Annotated in this window: 16 protein-coding genes and 1 other annotated feature; of the genes, 7 read left to right on the top strand and 9 right to left on the bottom strand. The window is 45.0% G+C overall.

Annotated elements, in window-relative coordinates:
• Positions 1-8: 8 nt before the first annotated feature.
• The 5 genes from trpCF to AB6D07_RS00060 all read right to left on the bottom strand — a co-directional run bounded on the left by trpCF (position 9) and on the right by AB6D07_RS00060 (position 5,016).
• Positions 9-1,460 (bottom strand): bifunctional indole-3-glycerol-phosphate synthase TrpC/phosphoribosylanthranilate isomerase TrpF, encoded by a 1,452-nt coding sequence (trpCF, locus tag AB6D07_RS00080; protein ID WP_017104071.1) that lies wholly within the window; start codon positions 1,458-1,460, stop codon positions 9-11.
• A 20-nt stretch (positions 1,461-1,480) separates the two neighbouring features.
• The gene (trpD, locus tag AB6D07_RS00075; protein ID WP_012604340.1) at positions 1,481-2,476 is read right to left on the bottom strand and encodes an anthranilate phosphoribosyltransferase; all 996 of its coding nucleotides are present in this window, start codon (positions 2,474-2,476) and stop codon (positions 1,481-1,483) included.
• 9 nt (positions 2,477-2,485) lie between these two features.
• Entirely contained in the window at positions 2,486-3,112 is a 627-nt protein-coding gene (locus AB6D07_RS00070; RefSeq protein WP_017104070.1) for an aminodeoxychorismate/anthranilate synthase component II, read from the bottom strand.
• A 2-nt stretch (positions 3,113-3,114) separates the two neighbouring features.
• Positions 3,115-4,704: an anthranilate synthase component 1 gene (locus AB6D07_RS00065; protein WP_029223127.1), complete on the bottom strand. Its 1,590-nt coding sequence runs from the start codon at positions 4,702-4,704 to the stop codon at positions 3,115-3,117.
• A 125-nt stretch (positions 4,705-4,829) separates the two neighbouring features.
• Positions 4,830-4,944, bottom strand: a sequence feature (Trp leader region).
• Positions 4,891-5,016 (bottom strand): trp operon leader peptide, encoded by a 126-nt coding sequence (locus AB6D07_RS00060; protein ID WP_017104068.1) that lies wholly within the window; start codon positions 5,014-5,016, stop codon positions 4,891-4,893. (Overlaps the previous feature by 54 nt.)
• Positions 5,017-5,136: 120 nt before the next feature.
• Here AB6D07_RS00060 and rnm point away from each other — a divergent pair, with 120 nt between their 5' ends.
• The 3 genes from rnm to rluB all read left to right on the top strand — a co-directional run bounded on the left by rnm (position 5,137) and on the right by rluB (position 7,862).
• Positions 5,137-5,991 (top strand): RNase RNM, encoded by an 855-nt coding sequence (rnm, locus tag AB6D07_RS00055; protein ID WP_009848752.1) that lies wholly within the window; start codon positions 5,137-5,139, stop codon positions 5,989-5,991.
• A 62-nt stretch (positions 5,992-6,053) separates the two neighbouring features.
• A complete protein-coding gene (locus AB6D07_RS00050) occupies positions 6,054-6,674 on the top strand; it encodes an L-threonylcarbamoyladenylate synthase (RefSeq protein ID WP_009848751.1) in 621 nt (206 codons plus the stop codon).
• 159 nt (positions 6,675-6,833) lie between these two features.
• Positions 6,834-7,862: a 23S rRNA pseudouridine(2605) synthase RluB gene (rluB, locus tag AB6D07_RS00045; protein ID WP_017104066.1), complete on the top strand. Its 1,029-nt coding sequence runs from the start codon at positions 6,834-6,836 to the stop codon at positions 7,860-7,862.
• A gap of 161 nt (positions 7,863-8,023) precedes the next feature.
• On the opposite strand, the gene AB6D07_RS00040 is transcribed toward rluB, so the two are convergent.
• The 3 genes from AB6D07_RS00040 to yeiP form a co-directional block, all read right to left on the bottom strand.
• Complete coding sequence (locus AB6D07_RS00040; RefSeq protein WP_017104065.1) at positions 8,024-8,515, bottom strand: RNA methyltransferase; 492 nt, start codon at positions 8,513-8,515, stop codon at positions 8,024-8,026.
• 89 nt (positions 8,516-8,604) lie between these two features.
• Positions 8,605-8,934, bottom strand: a complete 330-nt coding sequence (locus AB6D07_RS00035) for an HI1450 family dsDNA-mimic protein (protein WP_012604336.1) — start codon at positions 8,932-8,934, stop codon at positions 8,605-8,607.
• Between the two features lie 10 nt (positions 8,935-8,944).
• A complete protein-coding gene (yeiP, locus tag AB6D07_RS00030) occupies positions 8,945-9,514 on the bottom strand; it encodes an elongation factor P-like protein YeiP (protein ID WP_009848748.1) in 570 nt (189 codons plus the stop codon).
• Between the two features lie 137 nt (positions 9,515-9,651).
• Here yeiP and AB6D07_RS00025 point away from each other — a divergent pair, with 137 nt between their 5' ends.
• Positions 9,652-10,419 (top strand): elongation factor P, encoded by a 768-nt coding sequence (locus AB6D07_RS00025; RefSeq protein ID WP_017104064.1) that lies wholly within the window; start codon positions 9,652-9,654, stop codon positions 10,417-10,419.
• Positions 10,420-10,552: 133 nt separating this feature from the next.
• On the opposite strand, the gene AB6D07_RS00020 is transcribed toward AB6D07_RS00025, so the two are convergent.
• Positions 10,553-12,916, bottom strand: coding sequence for a DNA polymerase II (locus AB6D07_RS00020; protein WP_017104063.1), 2,364 nt, complete (start codon positions 12,914-12,916; stop codon positions 10,553-10,555).
• 426 nt (positions 12,917-13,342) lie between these two features.
• Between AB6D07_RS00020 and uvrY the strand changes: the two genes are divergently transcribed.
• From uvrY to pgsA, 3 genes are read left to right on the top strand one after another with little or no spacing between them, the layout of a single operon-like run.
• Positions 13,343-13,987: a UvrY/SirA/GacA family response regulator transcription factor gene (gene uvrY / locus AB6D07_RS00015; protein WP_004729778.1), complete on the top strand. Its 645-nt coding sequence runs from the start codon at positions 13,343-13,345 to the stop codon at positions 13,985-13,987.
• A 15-nt stretch (positions 13,988-14,002) separates the two neighbouring features.
• Positions 14,003-15,835 carry an excinuclease ABC subunit UvrC gene (uvrC, locus tag AB6D07_RS00010; RefSeq protein ID WP_029223126.1) on the top strand — a complete coding sequence of 611 codons (1,833 nt, stop codon included), beginning with the start codon at positions 14,003-14,005 and terminating at the stop codon, positions 15,833-15,835.
• A 46-nt stretch (positions 15,836-15,881) separates the two neighbouring features.
• The gene (pgsA, locus tag AB6D07_RS00005; protein ID WP_012604331.1) at positions 15,882-16,439 is read left to right on the top strand and encodes a CDP-diacylglycerol--glycerol-3-phosphate 3-phosphatidyltransferase; all 558 of its coding nucleotides are present in this window, start codon (positions 15,882-15,884) and stop codon (positions 16,437-16,439) included.
• Positions 16,440-16,758 lie beyond the last annotated feature (319 nt).

The raw sequence follows: 16,758 nt of genomic DNA, 5'->3' as shown, positions 1-16,758 counted from the left end.
AGCTTGGACTAGTAATTACGAATCGCTGCAAAAGCGCGTTGCAGTTTGTCTGCGTCTTTTTTACCTGGAGCGGATTCAACGCCAGAGTTTAGGTCTAATCCTAAACAACCCAACTTAGCCGCTTGGTTAGCATTTTCTGGGTTTAGGCCACCCGCTAACATAATTGCGCTTTGGTTGTTGATTAGGCTCCAATCGAACGCTTGGCCAGTACCACCCGTTTGAGAACCTACTTTAGTATCTAGCAGGTGACGAGTTACGTTGCTTTTCAGTAATTCTGGTAGCGCGCTTTTAGCACCGTTTTCACCACCAGAAGCCACACCGTAAGCTTTCCAAATCTCAACGCTTTCAGGTAGTGATTGTTTTAACTCATCGACAAATGCTTGAGACTCATCACCGTGCAGTTGCACAGCGAATAGGCCTAGCTCAGATACCGTTTTCGTAACGTCTGCTTCGCTGTGGTTTTGGAACACACCCACGTAGTTCAGCGGTGCGCCACTCATAGTTAAACGAGCCGCTTCGATATCCACATGACGCTTAGACGCTTCAACGAAAATCAAACCACCGAATACCGCACCAGCTTGATAAGCCTTCGCGGCATCGTCAGAGTGAGTTAAACCACACACCTTGTTTTCACCGAGTGTTACTTTACGCACTGCAAGCTCTAGGTTCTTTTCAGCCATCAGAGAGCTGCCGATTAAGAAACCATCTGCAAACGTTGAAAGGTCTCGAACTTGTTGATGTGTGTAGATGCCAGACTCTGAAATCACGACTGCGTTTGGAGCCAGTTCGCGAACCAGCGGAGCCAACTCTTTAGTACGGTTCAAATCCGTCGAAAGGTCACGCAGGTTACGGTTATTAATACCGATCACTTTTGCTTTTAAAGCGACTGCGCGGTGAAGCTCTTCTTCGTTACTGACTTCGGTTAGTACACCCATGTTGAGCGAGTGAGCAACTTCCGCCAGTGCTTGGTACTCTTCGTCATCTAATACCGATAGCATCAACAAGATAGCATCAGCAGAGTAGTGACGAGCTAAGTAAACCTGGTAGGTATCAACCATGAAGTCTTTACACAGGACAGGTTGCTTAGCAATGCAGCGAACCTTAGGTAAAAACTCGAAGTCACCTTGGAAGTATTTCTCGTCTGTCAGCACTGAAATCGCGTTGGCGTGGTTGTTGTACACCGATGCAATGTAGTCCAAATCAAACTCGTCACGGATCAAACCTTTTGACGGTGATGCCTTTTTACATTCAGTGATGAAAACCGTTTGTTCGCCGCTCAATGCATCATAAAAGCTGCGGTCTGTTGCGGTTAACGATGCTTTAAACTCGTCCAGTGGTTGAGTCTGCTTACGCGCTTCAACCCATTGGTATTTATCACGAACGATTTTTGCTAGTACTTCCGCCATTTCAGCTTCTTTGACTGAAACGTGGGTCGACAATTTATCGGTAGTCTGTGTCATGTTCTTTGTCTCGTCGTTCGTTAGGCGTGTGCAGCAAGTTTTTGTACAAGCTCGTACGCTTTGCCAGAGTTCATTGCGTCAATCGCTTGCTGTGCGTTGGCTTTTAGATCTTCGTGACCAAATAGACGCATCAATAGAGCAACGTTCACGGCTACTGCGCCAACTTGGGCTTCAGTGCCTTTACCCGTTAGGATATCGGTTGTGATGGCTTTGTTTTCTTCTGGCTCGCCGCCCTTGATTGCTTCAAGAGGGTGAGTGTTCAAACCAAAGTCTGCCGGTGTCACTGTGTATTCGTGAATTGCGCCGTCTTTGATTTCGGCAACGATGGTTTCGCCATGAATAGCCACTTCATCAAGGCCGCTACCGTGCACAACGGCAGCACGCTTCATGCCCATTTGCAGCATGGTTTCCGCGATAGGGCGTACTAGCTCTTTGCTGTAAACACCCATTAGCTCGATGTTAGGGCGAGCAGGGTTAATCAGTGGGCCAAGGATGTTGAAGATAGTACGTGTTTTCATAGTTTGACGAACAGGCATCGCGTGACGCACGCCACCGTGGTATTGCGGAGCAAATAGGAATGCTACGCCAAGCTCATCGACAGCCGTACGAGTGTCTTCCGCGGTCATCGCTAGGTTGATGCCAAACGAATCCAGTAGGTCAGAAGAGCCTGATTTGCTCGATACACTGCGGTTACCGTGCTTCGCGACTTTTAAGCCACACGCTGCGGCAACAAAAGCAGAAGTCGTCGAGATGTTAATGGTGTTGTGACCGTCGCCACCGGTACCTACAATGTCTGCAAAATCGTAATCAGGACGTGGGAACGGGTTTGCATTGGCAAGCAGTGCTTTCGCCGCGCCAGCGATTTCATCAGGCGTTTCGCCTTTGATTTTTAATGCAGTCAGAGCCGAAGCCATCAAGATTGGGTCTAGCTCACCCTTGATGATCACATCAAACAATTGTTGGCTTTCTTCTTGAGTAAGAGACTGCTGTTCGTAAAGTTTATTAATCTGTTCCATGATTTCGTCCTATTTTCCTGTCTTCTCAAGGGGAGAGCTTTTCTCTAAATGAATAGGTTTCTCAAGAGCCCATTCGATAGCGTTTGCTAGAAGCGTTGCACCGTAGGTCGTCATAATTGATTCAGGGTGGAATTGGAATCCACAAACCTTGTCTTGTTCTTGAACGACAGACATCACCAAATCATCGACTTCAGCTGTCACTGTTAAGCTATCTGATACATGCGTTGCTACTAAAGAGTGGTAGCGAGCGATAGCCAGCGGCGAAGGTAAGCCTTGGTAAGTCGCATGATTTTGGTGCTCCATCATCGACACCTTACCATGAATGATTTCGCCAGCGCCTGCAACGGTGCCACCGTAGGCTTCAACAATCGCTTGGTGGCCTAAGCAAATACCAATCATTGGCACTTTGCCTTTTAGTAGCTGAATCAGCTCAGGCATGCAGCCCGCATCAGCCGGAGCGCCTGGGCCTGGCGAGAGCAATGCAACAGGGTTGTCTAGTTCATTGATCGCCGCTTCAACTACCTTTGCAGGAATGTTGTTACGGTAAATTTTCACGCTGTGACCTAATGAACGGAACTGGTCTACAAGGTTGTAAGTGAACGAGTCGAAGTTATCGATGAATACAATATCAGCCATGATTACGACTCCTTCTTAGTTGTTTGGTTTTTAGTATGAGCTGCTTGAATCGCAGAGATAACCGCTTGAGCTTTGCCGCGAGTTTCATCTGCTTCTGCTTGTGGGTCAGAGTCGAACACCACGCCCGCGCCCGCTTGTACTTGTGCTACGCCATCTTCAACGTAAGCAGAACGAATTACGATACAAGTATCTAAAGTGCCTTCACCAGTTAGGTAACCGACTGCACCACCGTAGCTACCACGACGCGTTTTTTCTACGTCACGGATAAGCTGCATTGCGCGGATTTTTGGTGCACCCGTTAGCGTACCCATGTTCATACAAGCTTGGTAAGCGTGTAGGGCATCTAAGTCTTCACGGAGCTGACCAACAACACGAGAAACCAAGTGCATTACATGGCTGTAGCGATCAACTTTCAGCAAGTCTGCTACGTGGCGAGTGCCAGCTTCTGCGATACGTGCTACATCGTTACGTGCTAGGTCGACCAGCATCATGTGTTCAGCGTTTTCTTTCTTGTCGGTACGCAGTTCAAGTTCAATGCGGCTATCTAGGTCGAAATCAATTTGACCATTCGGGCGCTTACCACGACGACGAGTACCAGCAATTGGGTAAATTTCGATTTGGTTGGTTTCAGTTTCGTACTTCAGTGCACTTTCTGGAGAAGCACCAAACAGAGTAAACAGCTCGTCTTGCATGTAGAACATGTAAGGGCTTGGATTACTTTGCTTGAGTTCTTTGTAAGCCGCCAGTGGAGCAGGGCAAGGTAGCGTAAAGCGACGTGAAGGTACCACTTGGAATACATCGCCTTTAACGACGTATTCTTTTAAATCACGAACCGTTTGGTAGAAGTCTTCATCTGAAACGCTTGGTACAGCGTCAACGTTGTCGAGTGGTGTAACTTCTGTGATGGCTTTCAATGACTGACACTGTGTTTGAATGTCGGCTAGGCGCTCTGTTAATTGCGCTTTGATGCTTTCATCTTGAGCAAACAAGCTCGCGTGAAGTAGGCCTTCGTTTTCTTGGTGGTCGAAACGTAATAGAGTCTCGGCAACGTAGAAAACAAAGTCAGGGCAGTTGTTGGTTGCTTCAGCATCGCCTAGCGGTTCAAAGTTCGCCACGATGTCGTAAGCGAATAGGCCAGCCATGAATAACGCGTGTTTGTTATCCGCGTCTTGCTCAAAGCTGTGTTGAACCAAACGCAGTGCATCGAATGAAGACGCTTCTCTTAAACGTGAATCTTCGTCTAATTCGTTGCTTGGCTCAACAAAAGTCAGCGTCAAAACGTTATCCGTAAGGTCAGATTTTATCTCTGTTTTAACGTTTTGAGATAAGTGTTCGATAAGCGCTTGACCATTTTGAGTCAACGCTTGAAAGGTTACTTCATGTCCGCGACATACGATGCGAACAGCAGAGTCGATAAGGAGTAGGCTTGTCAGGTTCTGTTTAGATTCAATCTCAGCAGATTCCAACAACAGACTGTCTGTTTTGTTTTCACACAGAGTATGAAAAACACTGGTTGGATCTTGCGAGTAAGGAACGGAAGAATTGATGACCTCAATGGTTCCCAGCTTTTTGATTTCAATGGCCTTGTTCACAAGACCTCCTTTATGATTCTTTAAATTTCCTGCCGTACATAGTCGCATAAAGATACCTTTCACCCAATCTAGAATATGGTTAATTCGTTGATTTGTTAGTCAGTTGAATGTGAGATGTTCGACAAATTAAAAAGCCCGCTATGAAAGCGGGCTTAGTGATAACTTTTTTATAAACAAACTGTTTAATTAGAAGTACACGTTGGCCCACCAAGAACTTGTCCAAGTGCGCCACCAATTAAGCTCTGAACTTGTTTCTACTGAAGAAAGTTCTAAAACTTTATCTTTATGGTTTTGGTTAAATTCTTGTAACATAGTGAACCTATCAAATGTGACACTTCGTATTTGTGTACTAGTTAACTAGTTTTGCGCTTGAAGGTCAAGTGCGTTGACACAAATATAACGATAAAAATTGAAAACAATGAAAAAGAATATATGAGAATTGATCTACATAGTCATACAACAGCCTCAGATGGCCGACTTACTCCACCTGAACTGATTGACCGAGCGCTAGGCTTTAACATCGAAGCGTTAGCGATTACAGATCATGATACGACTGATGGGCTTGCAGAAGCACGCAGCTATATTGCTGATAACAATCTTCCTATTCAGTTGATTAACGGCATCGAGATCTCAACCGTTTGGCAAAACAAAGATATCCATATTGTTGGGTTAAACGTCGATCCTGAATCACCAGAATTGAAAGCGTTAATTGAACAACAGAAGCAACACCGTGTCGGACGTGCAGAGATGATTGCTCAACGTCTTGAGAAAGCGACCCGTGAAGGTGTGTTAGAAGAGGTTAAGTTGATTGCAGGTGATGCACCAATTACTCGAGCACACTTTGCGAAATGGTTAGTCGACAATGGCTACGCAAAAACCATGCAGCAGGTATTTAAAAAGTTTCTGACTCGCAATAACCCAGGTTATGTGCCGCCAACATGGTGCTCAATGAGTGATGCTGTCACGGCTATTCATGCGGCTGGTGGTCAAGCGGTATTAGCTCACCCTGCGCGATATGGCCTTACCGCCAAGTGGGTTAAACGCCTTCTCGCTGCATTTGTTGAAGCAAATGGTGACGCTATGGAAGTGGCTCAACCTCAGCAAGCGCAACAAGAAAGACGCACACTTGCGGATTATGCTATACAATACAAACTATTAGCCTCCCAAGGCAGCGACTTCCATTACCCATCCCCATGGATGGAACTTGGACGTAATCTCTGGCTACCTTCTGGGGTCGAAGAAGTATGGAAAGATTGGGAGTTTCAAACGGTTTCACCATCTGAATAGTCTTTAGGTGAGCCAGCTCCTTTTGATGATAGAGTCGAGAGATTCGATAACGAGGATCAACAATGAGCCAGTTTTTTTATGTACACCCAGATAACCCACAAGCGCGCTTAATTACTCAAGCGGTTGCGATTATCCGCAATGGCGGCGTTGTGGTTTATCCAACAGATTCAGGTTATGCACTGGGTTGTCAGCTTGAGAATAAACAAGCACTCGAACGCATCTGTAAAATTCGTCGAATCGATGATAAGCACAATTTCACTTTGTTATGCCGTGATCTTTCTGAATTGTCACTGTATGCACGAGTTGATAACGTTGCTTTCCGTTTGCTTAAGGCGCACACGCCAGGTGCTTACACGTTTATTTTCAAAGCAACAAAAGAAGTGCCAAAGCGTTTGATGAACGCTAAGCGTAAAACGATCGGTATTCGTGTACCGGATAACAAAATTGCCCTAGACCTTCTAGAAGCAATGGGCGAGCCATTGATGTCGACGTCTCTGATTCTTCCGGGTAACGAGACAACCGAATCGGATCCTGAAGAAATTCGCGACAGCCTAGAGCATGCGGTTGATGTCATTTTGAATGGCGGCTACTTAGGTGAGCAACCGACTACGGTTATTGACTTCAGTGACGATGACGCCGTTGTTTTACGTCGTGGTGCCGGCGATCCAGCGCCGTTTGAATAATAGCGTTACTGATTAACAGTCTGTAACGAAACAGCAAACCTGCCAGAGTAAATAACAAGTGCTTTTTGGCAGGTTATTTGCGATAATACGCGACCGCGATTTGGTCGCGAAAAATTCATTCGACGTCTGTGAAGACGACAATTAGGTAGAAAAGAGTAAATGAGCGAAAAATTACAGAAGGTTTTAGCGCGAGCTGGTCACGGTTCTCGTCGTGAACTAGAAGGTTTAATTAAATCTGGTCGTGTAAGTGTTAACGGTCAAGTTGCGAAATTGGGTGAGCGTCTTGAAGACGAGAACTCAGTGATCCGTATCGATGGCCACACTATTACAGGCAAAGCCTCTGAAGAAGTGGTTTGTCGTGTACTTGCTTACTACAAACCTGAAGGTGAGCTTTGTACTCGTCACGATCCTGAAGGTCGCCGTACTGTTTTCGATCGTCTACCTAAGATCCGTGGTTCTCGTTGGATTTCAGTTGGTCGTCTTGATGCAAACACATCTGGCCTACTGTTGTTCACAACCGATGGTGAACTAGCAAACCGCCTAATGCACCCAAGCCGTCAGGTTGAGCGTGAGTACCTAGTACGTGTATTTGGTGAAGTAACCGAGCAAAAAGTTAAGAACGTGACTCGTGGCGTTCAACTTGAAGATGGTATGGCTCGTTTCGAAGATGTGGTTTACGCTGGCGGTGAAGGTATGAACCATACTTTCTACGTAGCAATTAACGAAGGTCGTAACCGTGAGGTTCGTCGTCTTTGGGAATCACAAGAAACAACAGTAAGCCGTCTGAAACGTGTACGTTACGGTGATATCTACCTTGATAAGAAACTGCCTCGTGGCGGTTGGAAAGAGCTAGATCTTCAAGAAGTAAACTACTTGCGTGAGCTTGTTGAACTTCAGCCAGAAAAAGAGACACTGTTGGATCTTGATCCTGCAAACACTTCTCGTAAGCGTGAGCGTTCTCGCAGCCAGAAAATTCGTCGTGCTGTTAAGCGTCACGAAGAGCGCGCAAATGCTCCTAAAGGCCGTAGCAACCAGACTAAGCGTAAGAAGCCTGCAACTCGCGGTACTACAACACCTGATTCAGGTCGTAGTGCTCCAGCGACCAATGGTAAACCTCAGTCTACCAAAAAGCCTAAACTGAACAACGGACGCCCGGCTAAACCGGCTAAGCCGAGATCACGTAAGTAATTTCGTGGATTCTATAGCTTAATCCAACGTTTCGAATACAAAAAAACCTGCTAATTTAGCAGGTTTTTTTATGTCTTGAATATGGCGCAGTTCAAATCATGTGGAAGTGCTTGATCAGGTAGAAGTGCTTAGCCAGCTCGGCTGACTCGCTACGATTGATATTAGGTCACTTTCAAATGATTCGAGAAGTTGTCACCCTTCGCCATGCGGTCATACAAAATAACATTGACCGCGGCAGCAAGGTTCATGCAGCCATTAGTCGGAACGTAGATGGTTTCACGACAGAAGTCTGTGATCTCTTTTTTCAGAGTCCCATCTTCAGGGCCGAAGATATAAAAAGCACGAGGTGGGTGCTTATAATCAGGCAGAGGCTTGGCGCCTTCTATCAAATCAACCGCGATGGGCACGCAGCCAACAGGAATAATATCTTTAAGATCTTCAACACCAATTAATGGCAACTCAAGGTGCTTTTCTTTGGTGTCGGTATGAAACTGTCGAGCGTGGTCATAACGGGTGCCAGTATAAAATACAGAGTTTGCTCTATAGCAACCAGCTGCTCGCATTACTGAGCCAACATTTTCAGGGGTTTTGGGATTTACTAATCCAACACAGGCATAGCCTTTGGATAGGGTATCTGTCTTTGCTTTGGTCATAATTTTGTAGAGTTGCAGTTTGGTAAAGTGATGAGGCTATGAAGTCGTAAGAAAACCAGCTCAGTACTCTGAGCTGGTTTAAGAAGAGCCTAGTCGCGTTTCCACAACATGTGACAGAACTTGTGTTCAGGGTCACGGCTGATCAGTAGACGAGCGAATACGTCATCTAAGACATCATCAGCTTCATTTACAAGACCAATGCGTACTTCAGCGTAGATCTCTTTGTCGACTTCAAAGCCAACATGTTCAACCCAATCGTCACCAGTTTCAACAAGTTCTGCAGCGCCACGATCTTCAAACTGAGCCGTGAATAAGATCACGTCTGCAGGTTCAAGATTATCAGCAGCCATCTCTAGAAAGATGTCGTATGCAGTGTCAATTGCGTCGTCGTAAGACATTAGGTCGTTAGCTTCGGTCATAATCAGTATCTTAGCTTGCGCGGTTCATGTATTTGCGTTCAGCTGTGTTCACAACAACTTTGTCGCCAGTTGCAATGTACTCAGGAACTTGAACAGTAAGGCCTGTAGACAGACGAGCTGGCTTAGTACGAGCAGAAGCAGAAGCACCTTTGATTGAAGGGTCTGTCTCTTCGATTACTAGCTCAACTGAAGTTGGTAGCTCAAGAGTCGCCGCAGTACCGTCGATAAGAATCGCGTACATACCTTGCGTATCTTCGTTGATGAACAGCAGTTCGTCTTCGATCATTTCACCGTTGAAGATGAATTGTGTGTAATCTTCGTTATCCATGAAGATGTACTCGTTGCCATCAACGTAAGAGAACATCACCGCACGCTTAGTTACGTCGATCGTTTCAACGATTTCGTCAGCCTTGTGACGAACTTCTGTTTTAACGCCAGTTGCTACATCGTGACCACGGAAGCGGTAAATCTTTTGACCGCCACGGCCACCTGGTGTTGTTACTTCGATATCTTTAACTAGTACTGTTTTGCCATCAACATTGATCGCAAAACCTTTTTTAATCTCACTTGCTCTAGGCATTTTGTGTTTGTCCTTATTGGGTCTATCCGTTGATTATATCTCGTAGACGCTATAAATAGGAATAGCTTGAATCATAAAGTCACCTAAGCGATCATAGAGAGACAGTTAAATCATTATTTTATTTACCGAAACGACCTATGCAGCTACCTGTTATTGACCCAACACAGCCATTTCAACCTGAATTTCAACCTGTGGTTAACGATCTGATTACCTTTCTAAAAGGTGGGTTAGGTTCTAATCTACACAGTGTCTATGTTTATGGCAGTGTGGCACGCAAGCAAGCCGTTGTCGGTCGCTCGAATCTAGATGTGGTTGTGGTTACTCATCGTTCTTTCCCAGACCAACGAACCACGCTGCTGAATACCATTAAATGGCGCTTCCAAAAGAGCTTCCCTCAGGTCACACAAGTGGCGATCAAAACTACCTTGGTGAGCGAGATAGTTGATTTCGACAACATCTTTACGTGGGGCTTCATGCTTAAGCATTTAGCTGTGTGTGTGCATGGTGAAGATTTATCAGACTGCTATGGCGATTTCGAAACGAGTTGGGAAATTGCCAAGCACTGGAATATGGACGCGGAAAATTGGTTAGCGGTTTATCGTAATAAGATTGCCCGAGCAACAACGCCAGAGCAGCAAGTCGCCGCGCAAGTGATTATTGCCAAGAAGCTTCTGCGAGCCAGTTACTCTTTGGTTATGTACCGAGACAAGAACTGGTTCGATGCACCTATGGAGTGCGGTCAACAGTTCTTGAGATATCATCCAGAGAAAGAAGTTGAGATTCAAAGATTGGGTATTCTGCTGTCTGGACGAGCGATTCCCAAACGTTCGGTGATAGGGATTCTTGATGGCTTTGGTGAATGGCTGGTTAAGCAGTATCAGAAAACTGAGTTTCGAATCGGATAGAGATTCGTAACCTCCCTATGAATACTAAAAAGCAGAGCGAGTTAAGTACTCCTCTGCTTTTTTCGTTTTTATGTCTGGCTCGAGTTTTAATAGGTATCTCGAGTCTCATGTCGCTTCGAAAAGAGGATTCAATCTAGAACAGACCTAGCTGCTGCCCGCTAACTCTTTCAAAATCCAGTCCTATAAACGGCAAAATAGCTTCTGCGACCGGTTTAATCTGCTTGTCGATATAATGTTGATAATCGATGCCACTCTTCAAATACTCCTTGGGCTCAGGGCCACTCAGCGTAATCAAATATTCAATACGCCCTTTGTTTTGGTATTGAAGCGGGCGACCGATCTGAGCATTGATTTCATCGGCTAATCTAGCAGCGCGAACCTGTGGCGGAATGTTCTTCTGGTATTCATGCAACTTACGGCGCAAGCGCTTCTGATAAACCAGTAGGTCATCGTGTTTGCCCGCGGATGTTTCATCGACAAACTGTCTAACATAATCACTTGGATCTTGGTCGTGAAAGACCATCTCATACAAGGTTTGTTGGAACTGTTGTGCAAGGGGCGTCCAATCGGTTCGTGCACTTTCAAGGCCTTTAAAAATGATCTTCTCTTGGTCACCTTGATTGATTAGACCTGCATAACGTTTCTTCGATCCTGTCTCAGAGCCTCGAATGGTCGGCATTAGAAACTTGCGGTAATGGGTCTCGTATTCCAATTCAAGTATCGAGGTGAGGTTGTAGACCTCTTTCAGGTGATTCGTCCACCAGTCGTTGATGTAAGCCACAAGGGAGTGACCAATCTCGTCTGCTTGTTCTTGCTCAAAACTGCCATTAAGAGACACGAAAGTTGAATCGGTATCTCCGTAAATTACTTGATACCCTTTATCTTCTATCAGAACCTTGGTTTGCTTCATGATCTCATGCCCACGCATGGTGATAGAGGATGCTAAGCGAGTATCAAAGAAACGACAACCAGAAGAACCCAGCACGCCATAGAAAGAGTTCATGATGATCTTAATCGCTTGAGAAAAAGCTTTCTCGTTGTTTTTCTTTGCGACATCACGCGCTGCCCAGAGGTTTTCGATCATCTCTGGTAGAAAGTGCTTAGAACGGTGGAATTGACCGCCACGAAACCCAGCCACTGCTTGGTCTTCTTCAGAGCCTAACTCTAACTTTAGCCCTTCAATTAACCCCATAGGATCAATCAAGAAAGATCGAATTATCGATGGGTACAGGCTTTTAAAGTCGAGTACCAAAACCGAGTCATAAAGGTTGGGAATCGAATCCATCACATAGCCACCGGGGCTAGCGATCCAGTTCTCGGGTTCTAAGTTCGGCGCGACATAACCCGCTCGGTGTATCTGAGGCATGTATAAGTTAGTAAAAGCCGCGACAGAGCCGCCAACGCGATCAAGTTCAACACCAGTTAAGCGAGAACGTTCAATAGCAAAATCGAGTAGGTGAGTGTGTTCGAAGATTCGGTTTACGAGCACACAGTCTTGAAGGTTGTACTTGGCAAGCGAAGGTTTATCGAACTTAAACATTCGATTGATTTCATCCATGCGGTCATGAACATTATGAATGTCTTTGCCTTCGCCCAGCAACTCTTGTGAGACGGACTCAAGAGACCAAGAACGGAAATGGTAGGTCGCTGTCTTGAGCATGTCGATGCCATCTAAAACCACGCGACCAGGAATGGTAATGAAGCCCTGCTGGTTTTGTGCAGAACTACGGAAAAAGCTTGCTTGATTGTCTCTACCGATACTGAGTTTCACTTCGTTCCATTCCGAACGCTTGTGCAGCAGCCTAAAGTCGAAATCAATGACATTCCAACCGATGATGATGTCCGGGTCAAACTCGGAGAACCACGCAATCATAGCTTCAAGCAGCGCTTTCTCGTTGGTAACCCATTGGATATTGGTGTCGGCTTCTTGTAGATCGCCAATCATTATCACTCGGCTATCCATTGGACTGTCTAGGCCGATGGAATAAAGCACACCTTTTTCCGAACACTCAATATCAAGCGAAACCACAGACAAGTTTGGCAAGTAATCGCCAGCTCGACATTTTGCGTTCGATACTCTGCGATGCTGTCTTTTTGGGGTGATAGTCCCTGTGAATTCGATACTGCCTTTAATAAAGCGTTCCATTAAGAATCGATCGGCGAGTCGAATATCGCTTTCAAAGGTTTGGATTTCTTCACCGTTAAAGGCTTGAGCTAACCCGAAGCTGCTTCTCGATAAGGAAGTGTAACAAGCGGCTAAAGGGGTTTGGTCAAATGTCGCCAACTCTAAAGGCTTAAACTGACAATCTATGGCCTCTTTATCGGCAATAGATTGGCACGTTTCGATATCAGATTGAGCAACAAAAAAGACAGGCTTTTCATTTTGAATTGTCAGTAGAGTAGGGCCTTGAGGGGTGCTTAACCACAAGTCGATTTGTGTGCGCCCTGAAAAGTCTCTTGCTTGTCTTGTGAGTACAAAGCCTTGCTGAATATCCAATGTAGTAACCTATTGAAATTGGGAATCGAATACTACCACCTAGCGACCCTCAGCGCATAACAGGCAGCAAAAATACTAACTAAATTCTAGTTAACAGAGGCAAATAACGGGACTCTATAAGCAAATAAGTGAAATTGTCGTGAATGGCTATTCAATGGTATTGAAAATATCTTTATCTTGTGTAATTTTATTGGGTGTTGTTTTAACTGGTTGATTTTTAGAAAAAGCTTGTTGTTTTAGTTGGCTTATTTGTTAATAAGTACTTGCTAAAGTTCGTGTTTCAGCACATATTCAACAGAGCTTTTTTTTAGTAATTAAGTTAAGATGTACTCAATGCTGCGATTCACTGTTCCTTTGTTCAATTGTTTCAAACAGATGAAATGACACAGTGGTTGCAGAGCCAATTAATAGTGTGGAGATACAAGTTTGATAAATGTTTTCCTTGTAGATGATCACGAGCTGGTTCGCACAGGGATACGACGTATTATTGAAGACGTCCGTGGAATGAACGTAGCAGGGGAAGCTGAAAGCGGTGAAGATGCTGCAAAATGGTGTCGTACTAACAATACTGACGTTATTTTGATGGATATGAATATGCCTGGTATTGGTGGCTTAGAAGCAACCAAGAAAATCTTGCGTTTCAACCCTGATGTTAAAATCATCGTTTTAACTGTTCATACGGAAAATCCGTTTCCAACTAAAGTGATGCAAGCTGGAGCTGCTGGTTACCTTACTAAAGGGGCAGGTCCGGATGAAATGGTAAATGCAATTCGAGTGGTTAATAGTGGCCAACGATACATTTCGCCAGAAATTGCGCAGCAGATGGCTTTGAGCCAATTCTCGCCTGCGTCTGAAAATCCATTCGCAGACTTATCTGAACGTGAACTTCAAATCATGATGATGATTACCAAAGGTCAGAAAGTGACGGATATTTCAGAACAACTCAATCTAAGTCCTAAAACAGTCAACAGTTACCGCTACCGCTTGTTCAGTAAGCTGGATATCAGTGGCGATGTAGAGCTGACGCATTTAGCGATTAGACATGGAATGTTAGACACTGAGACCCTTTAACACTGAGATCGTATAGTGACCAACTTGTTTGACTCAGTCTCATTCCTCAAGACAGTAACAGAGCAGCCCGGCGTTTATCGAATGTATAACGCCGAGGCTGTTGTTATTTACGTCGGTAAAGCTAAGAACCTCAAAAAACGCCTTTCCAGTTATTTCCGTAAAAAAGTCGACAGTGAAAAAACACGCGCTTTAGTCAGCAATATTGACAAGATCGATGTCACTGTAACGCACACGGAAACAGAAGCGCTCATCCTTGAGCATAACTACATCAAGCAGTACTTGCCTAAATACAACGTACTTTTGCGTGATGATAAGTCGTACCCTTATATTTTTATTAGCGGTCACAAGCATCCTCGTTTGTCGATGCATCGTGGTGCTAAAAAGAAAAAGGGCGAATACTTTGGTCCTTACCCTGATTCCGGCGCTGTGCGTGAGACGTTGCACCTACTACAAAAAATCTTTCCTGCTCGCCAGTGTGAAGATACGGTTTATGCCAACAGAACGCGCCCGTGTTTGATGTATCAGATTGGCCGTTGTGCTGCGCCATGTGTCAGCTCAATCATCTCTGATGAAGAGTACAGTGAACTTATCGACTACGTTCGTCTGTTCTTGCAAGGGAAGGACAAGTTAGTGCTTGAGACGCTCATCGAAAAGATGGACACAGCAAGCCGAGAGCTTCGCTTTGAGCAAGCTGCCGCGTTCCGTGACCAAATCCAAGCGATTCGACGCGTGCAAGAACAACAATATGTATCCGACGACTCAATGGAAGATATGGACGTGTTGGGCTTTGCTCAAGAGAATGGCGTAGCGTGTATTCATATCTTGATGATTCGCCAGGGCAAGGTTTTAGGCAGTAGAAGTCATTTCCCTAAAATTCCCAACAATACGGTGCGAGAAGAGGTCTTTTCGAGCTTTTTAAGTCAATATTATTTGGCGCATAATGAAGCTAGAACCATCCCAACTCGTTTGATTCTCAATGCCGATTTGATGGAAGATATCACACCGATTCAAGAAGCCTTGTGTGAAGTGGCGGGTCGTAAGATTCACTTCAATACCAACCCTTCAGGTACTCGAGGTCGTTACCTTAAACTCTCGAATACCAATGCATTGGCGGCTATTACCACCAAGATTAATCACAAGATGACCATCAACCAGCGCTTTAAAGAGCTTCAAGAAGTGTTGTCGATGGATGTGATTAAACGGATGGAATGTTTTGATATCAGTCATACTATGGGTGAAAGTACGATAGCGTCTTGTGTGGTGTTCAATCAGGAAGGCCCTGTTAAGCCGGAATACCGCCGTTACAACATCACTGGCATTACCGGTGGTGATGATTACGCGGCAATGGCTCAGGCGCTTGAGAGGCGTTACTCGAAGCAACTTGATGTCGATAAGATCCCAGACATCATTTTTATCGACGGCGGTAAAGGTCAGCTCAACCGCGCTCATGAGATCATTTCTCAATATTGGGGTGATTGGCCATTTCGACCAAGAATGATGGGTATAGCCAAAGGGGTTACGCGTAAACCGGGTTTAGAAACCTTGGTGACTCTTGAAGGCGAAGAGTTCAATTTACCCAGTGATGCGCCAGCGTTACACCTTATCCAACATATTCGTGACGAAAGCCATAATCATGCTATTGCCGGGCACAGAGCAAAACGTGGTAAAACGCGTAGAACCAGTGCACTTGAAGGAATTGAAGGGGTAGGGCCTAAGCGTCGTCAATCTTTGTTGAAATATATGGGTGGCTTACAAGAACTTAAGCGTGCAACTGTCGAAGAAATAGCCAAAGTGCCGGGCATTAGTCATTCTTTGGCAGAAAACATTTATCAAGCATTGAAACAATAGTAAAAATCCCGCACCATTAAAGCGCAATTGATAAGAGCCTAATAATATGCGTTTGAATATACCTAACATTTTGTCCTTACTGAGACTATTTTTAATCCCAGTATTCGTTGTTGTTTTTTACCTACCTTATGAATGGGCTCCTTTTGCTGCTGCAATGGTGTTTTGGGTAGCGGGTTTTACTGACTGGCTAGATGGCATGCTGGCTCGTAAACTAGGACAAACGTCTCGCTTTGGTGCCTTTATTGACCCCGTGGCGGATAAGGTGCTCGTTGCTACTGCTCTTATCTTAGTTACCGAGCATTATCACTCGATCTGGGTGACTATTCCTGCTGTGACCATGATTGGTCGTGAAATTATCATCTCGGCGCTTCGTGAATGGATGGCTGAAATCGGCAAACGTGCAAGCGTTGCGGTATCTTGGGTTGGTAAAGTGAAAACCGTTTCTCAGATGTTTGCTCTTTGGGTACTTATCTGGCGATACGACGACTGGATGGTTTGGGTGGGTTACATTGCACTCTATGTTGCAACCGTTCTTACTTACTGGTCAATGGCGCAATACTTGATGGCCGCCAAAGATGATTTGTTAGACGAAAAACACCATTGATGAAGAAGCGAGCTGAGGCTCGCTTTTTTGATCTTTAACCTAAGGTTAAATTATCAATAGTGGATATCTAATGTGATATAGATCTCCTTTGAATAGCCTGTCCACAAAGTGCTTTGCACACAAAGTCAGCTATTTAGCCTGTTTCGTATAAAATCTATTCAAACGAATTAAAAATACAAAAATAATATTGACTCAAACGCTCGAATCCGTAGAATGCATCCCGTACCCAAGAGGATGGCAATAAGCGATTCGATTGGAGTTATTAAGGCGCCTTGGCAGAGTGGCTATGCAGCGGATTGCAAATCCGTGGACCTCGGTT

The sequence above is a fragment of the Vibrio sp. 10N.239.312.C11 genome (assembly GCF_041466065.1).
Taxonomy (GTDB): Bacteria; Pseudomonadota; Gammaproteobacteria; order Enterobacterales; family Vibrionaceae; genus Vibrio; species Vibrio tasmaniensis_A.
Note: the sequence above shows the minus strand (reverse complement) of the source record. Positions and strands in the feature narration are given on the sequence as shown.

Excerpts from the sequence above, each read along its gene's own strand:
- trpCF (WP_017104071.1), bottom strand. The coding sequence starts at position 1,460 with ATGACACAGACTACCGATAAATTGTCGACCCACGTTTCAGTCAAAGAA.
- trpD (WP_012604340.1), bottom strand. The coding sequence starts at position 2,476 with ATGGAACAGATTAATAAACTTTACGAACAGCAGTCTCTTACTCAAGAA.
- AB6D07_RS00070 (WP_017104070.1), bottom strand. The coding sequence starts at position 3,112 with ATGGCTGATATTGTATTCATCGATAACTTCGACTCGTTCACTTACAAC.
- AB6D07_RS00060 (WP_017104068.1), bottom strand. The coding sequence starts at position 5,016 with ATGTTACAAGAATTTAACCAAAACCATAAAGATAAAGTTTTAGAACTT.
- rnm (WP_009848752.1), top strand. The coding sequence starts at position 5,137 with ATGAGAATTGATCTACATAGTCATACAACAGCCTCAGATGGCCGACTT.
- AB6D07_RS00050 (WP_009848751.1), top strand. The coding sequence starts at position 6,054 with ATGAGCCAGTTTTTTTATGTACACCCAGATAACCCACAAGCGCGCTTA.
- rluB (WP_017104066.1), top strand. The coding sequence starts at position 6,834 with ATGAGCGAAAAATTACAGAAGGTTTTAGCGCGAGCTGGTCACGGTTCT.
- AB6D07_RS00040 (WP_017104065.1), bottom strand. The coding sequence starts at position 8,515 with ATGACCAAAGCAAAGACAGATACCCTATCCAAAGGCTATGCCTGTGTT.
- AB6D07_RS00035 (WP_012604336.1), bottom strand. The coding sequence starts at position 8,934 with ATGACCGAAGCTAACGACCTAATGTCTTACGACGACGCAATTGACACT.
- yeiP (WP_009848748.1), bottom strand. The coding sequence starts at position 9,514 with ATGCCTAGAGCAAGTGAGATTAAAAAAGGTTTTGCGATCAATGTTGAT.
- AB6D07_RS00025 (WP_017104064.1), top strand. The coding sequence starts at position 9,652 with ATGCAGCTACCTGTTATTGACCCAACACAGCCATTTCAACCTGAATTT.
- pgsA (WP_012604331.1), top strand. The coding sequence starts at position 15,882 with ATGCGTTTGAATATACCTAACATTTTGTCCTTACTGAGACTATTTTTA.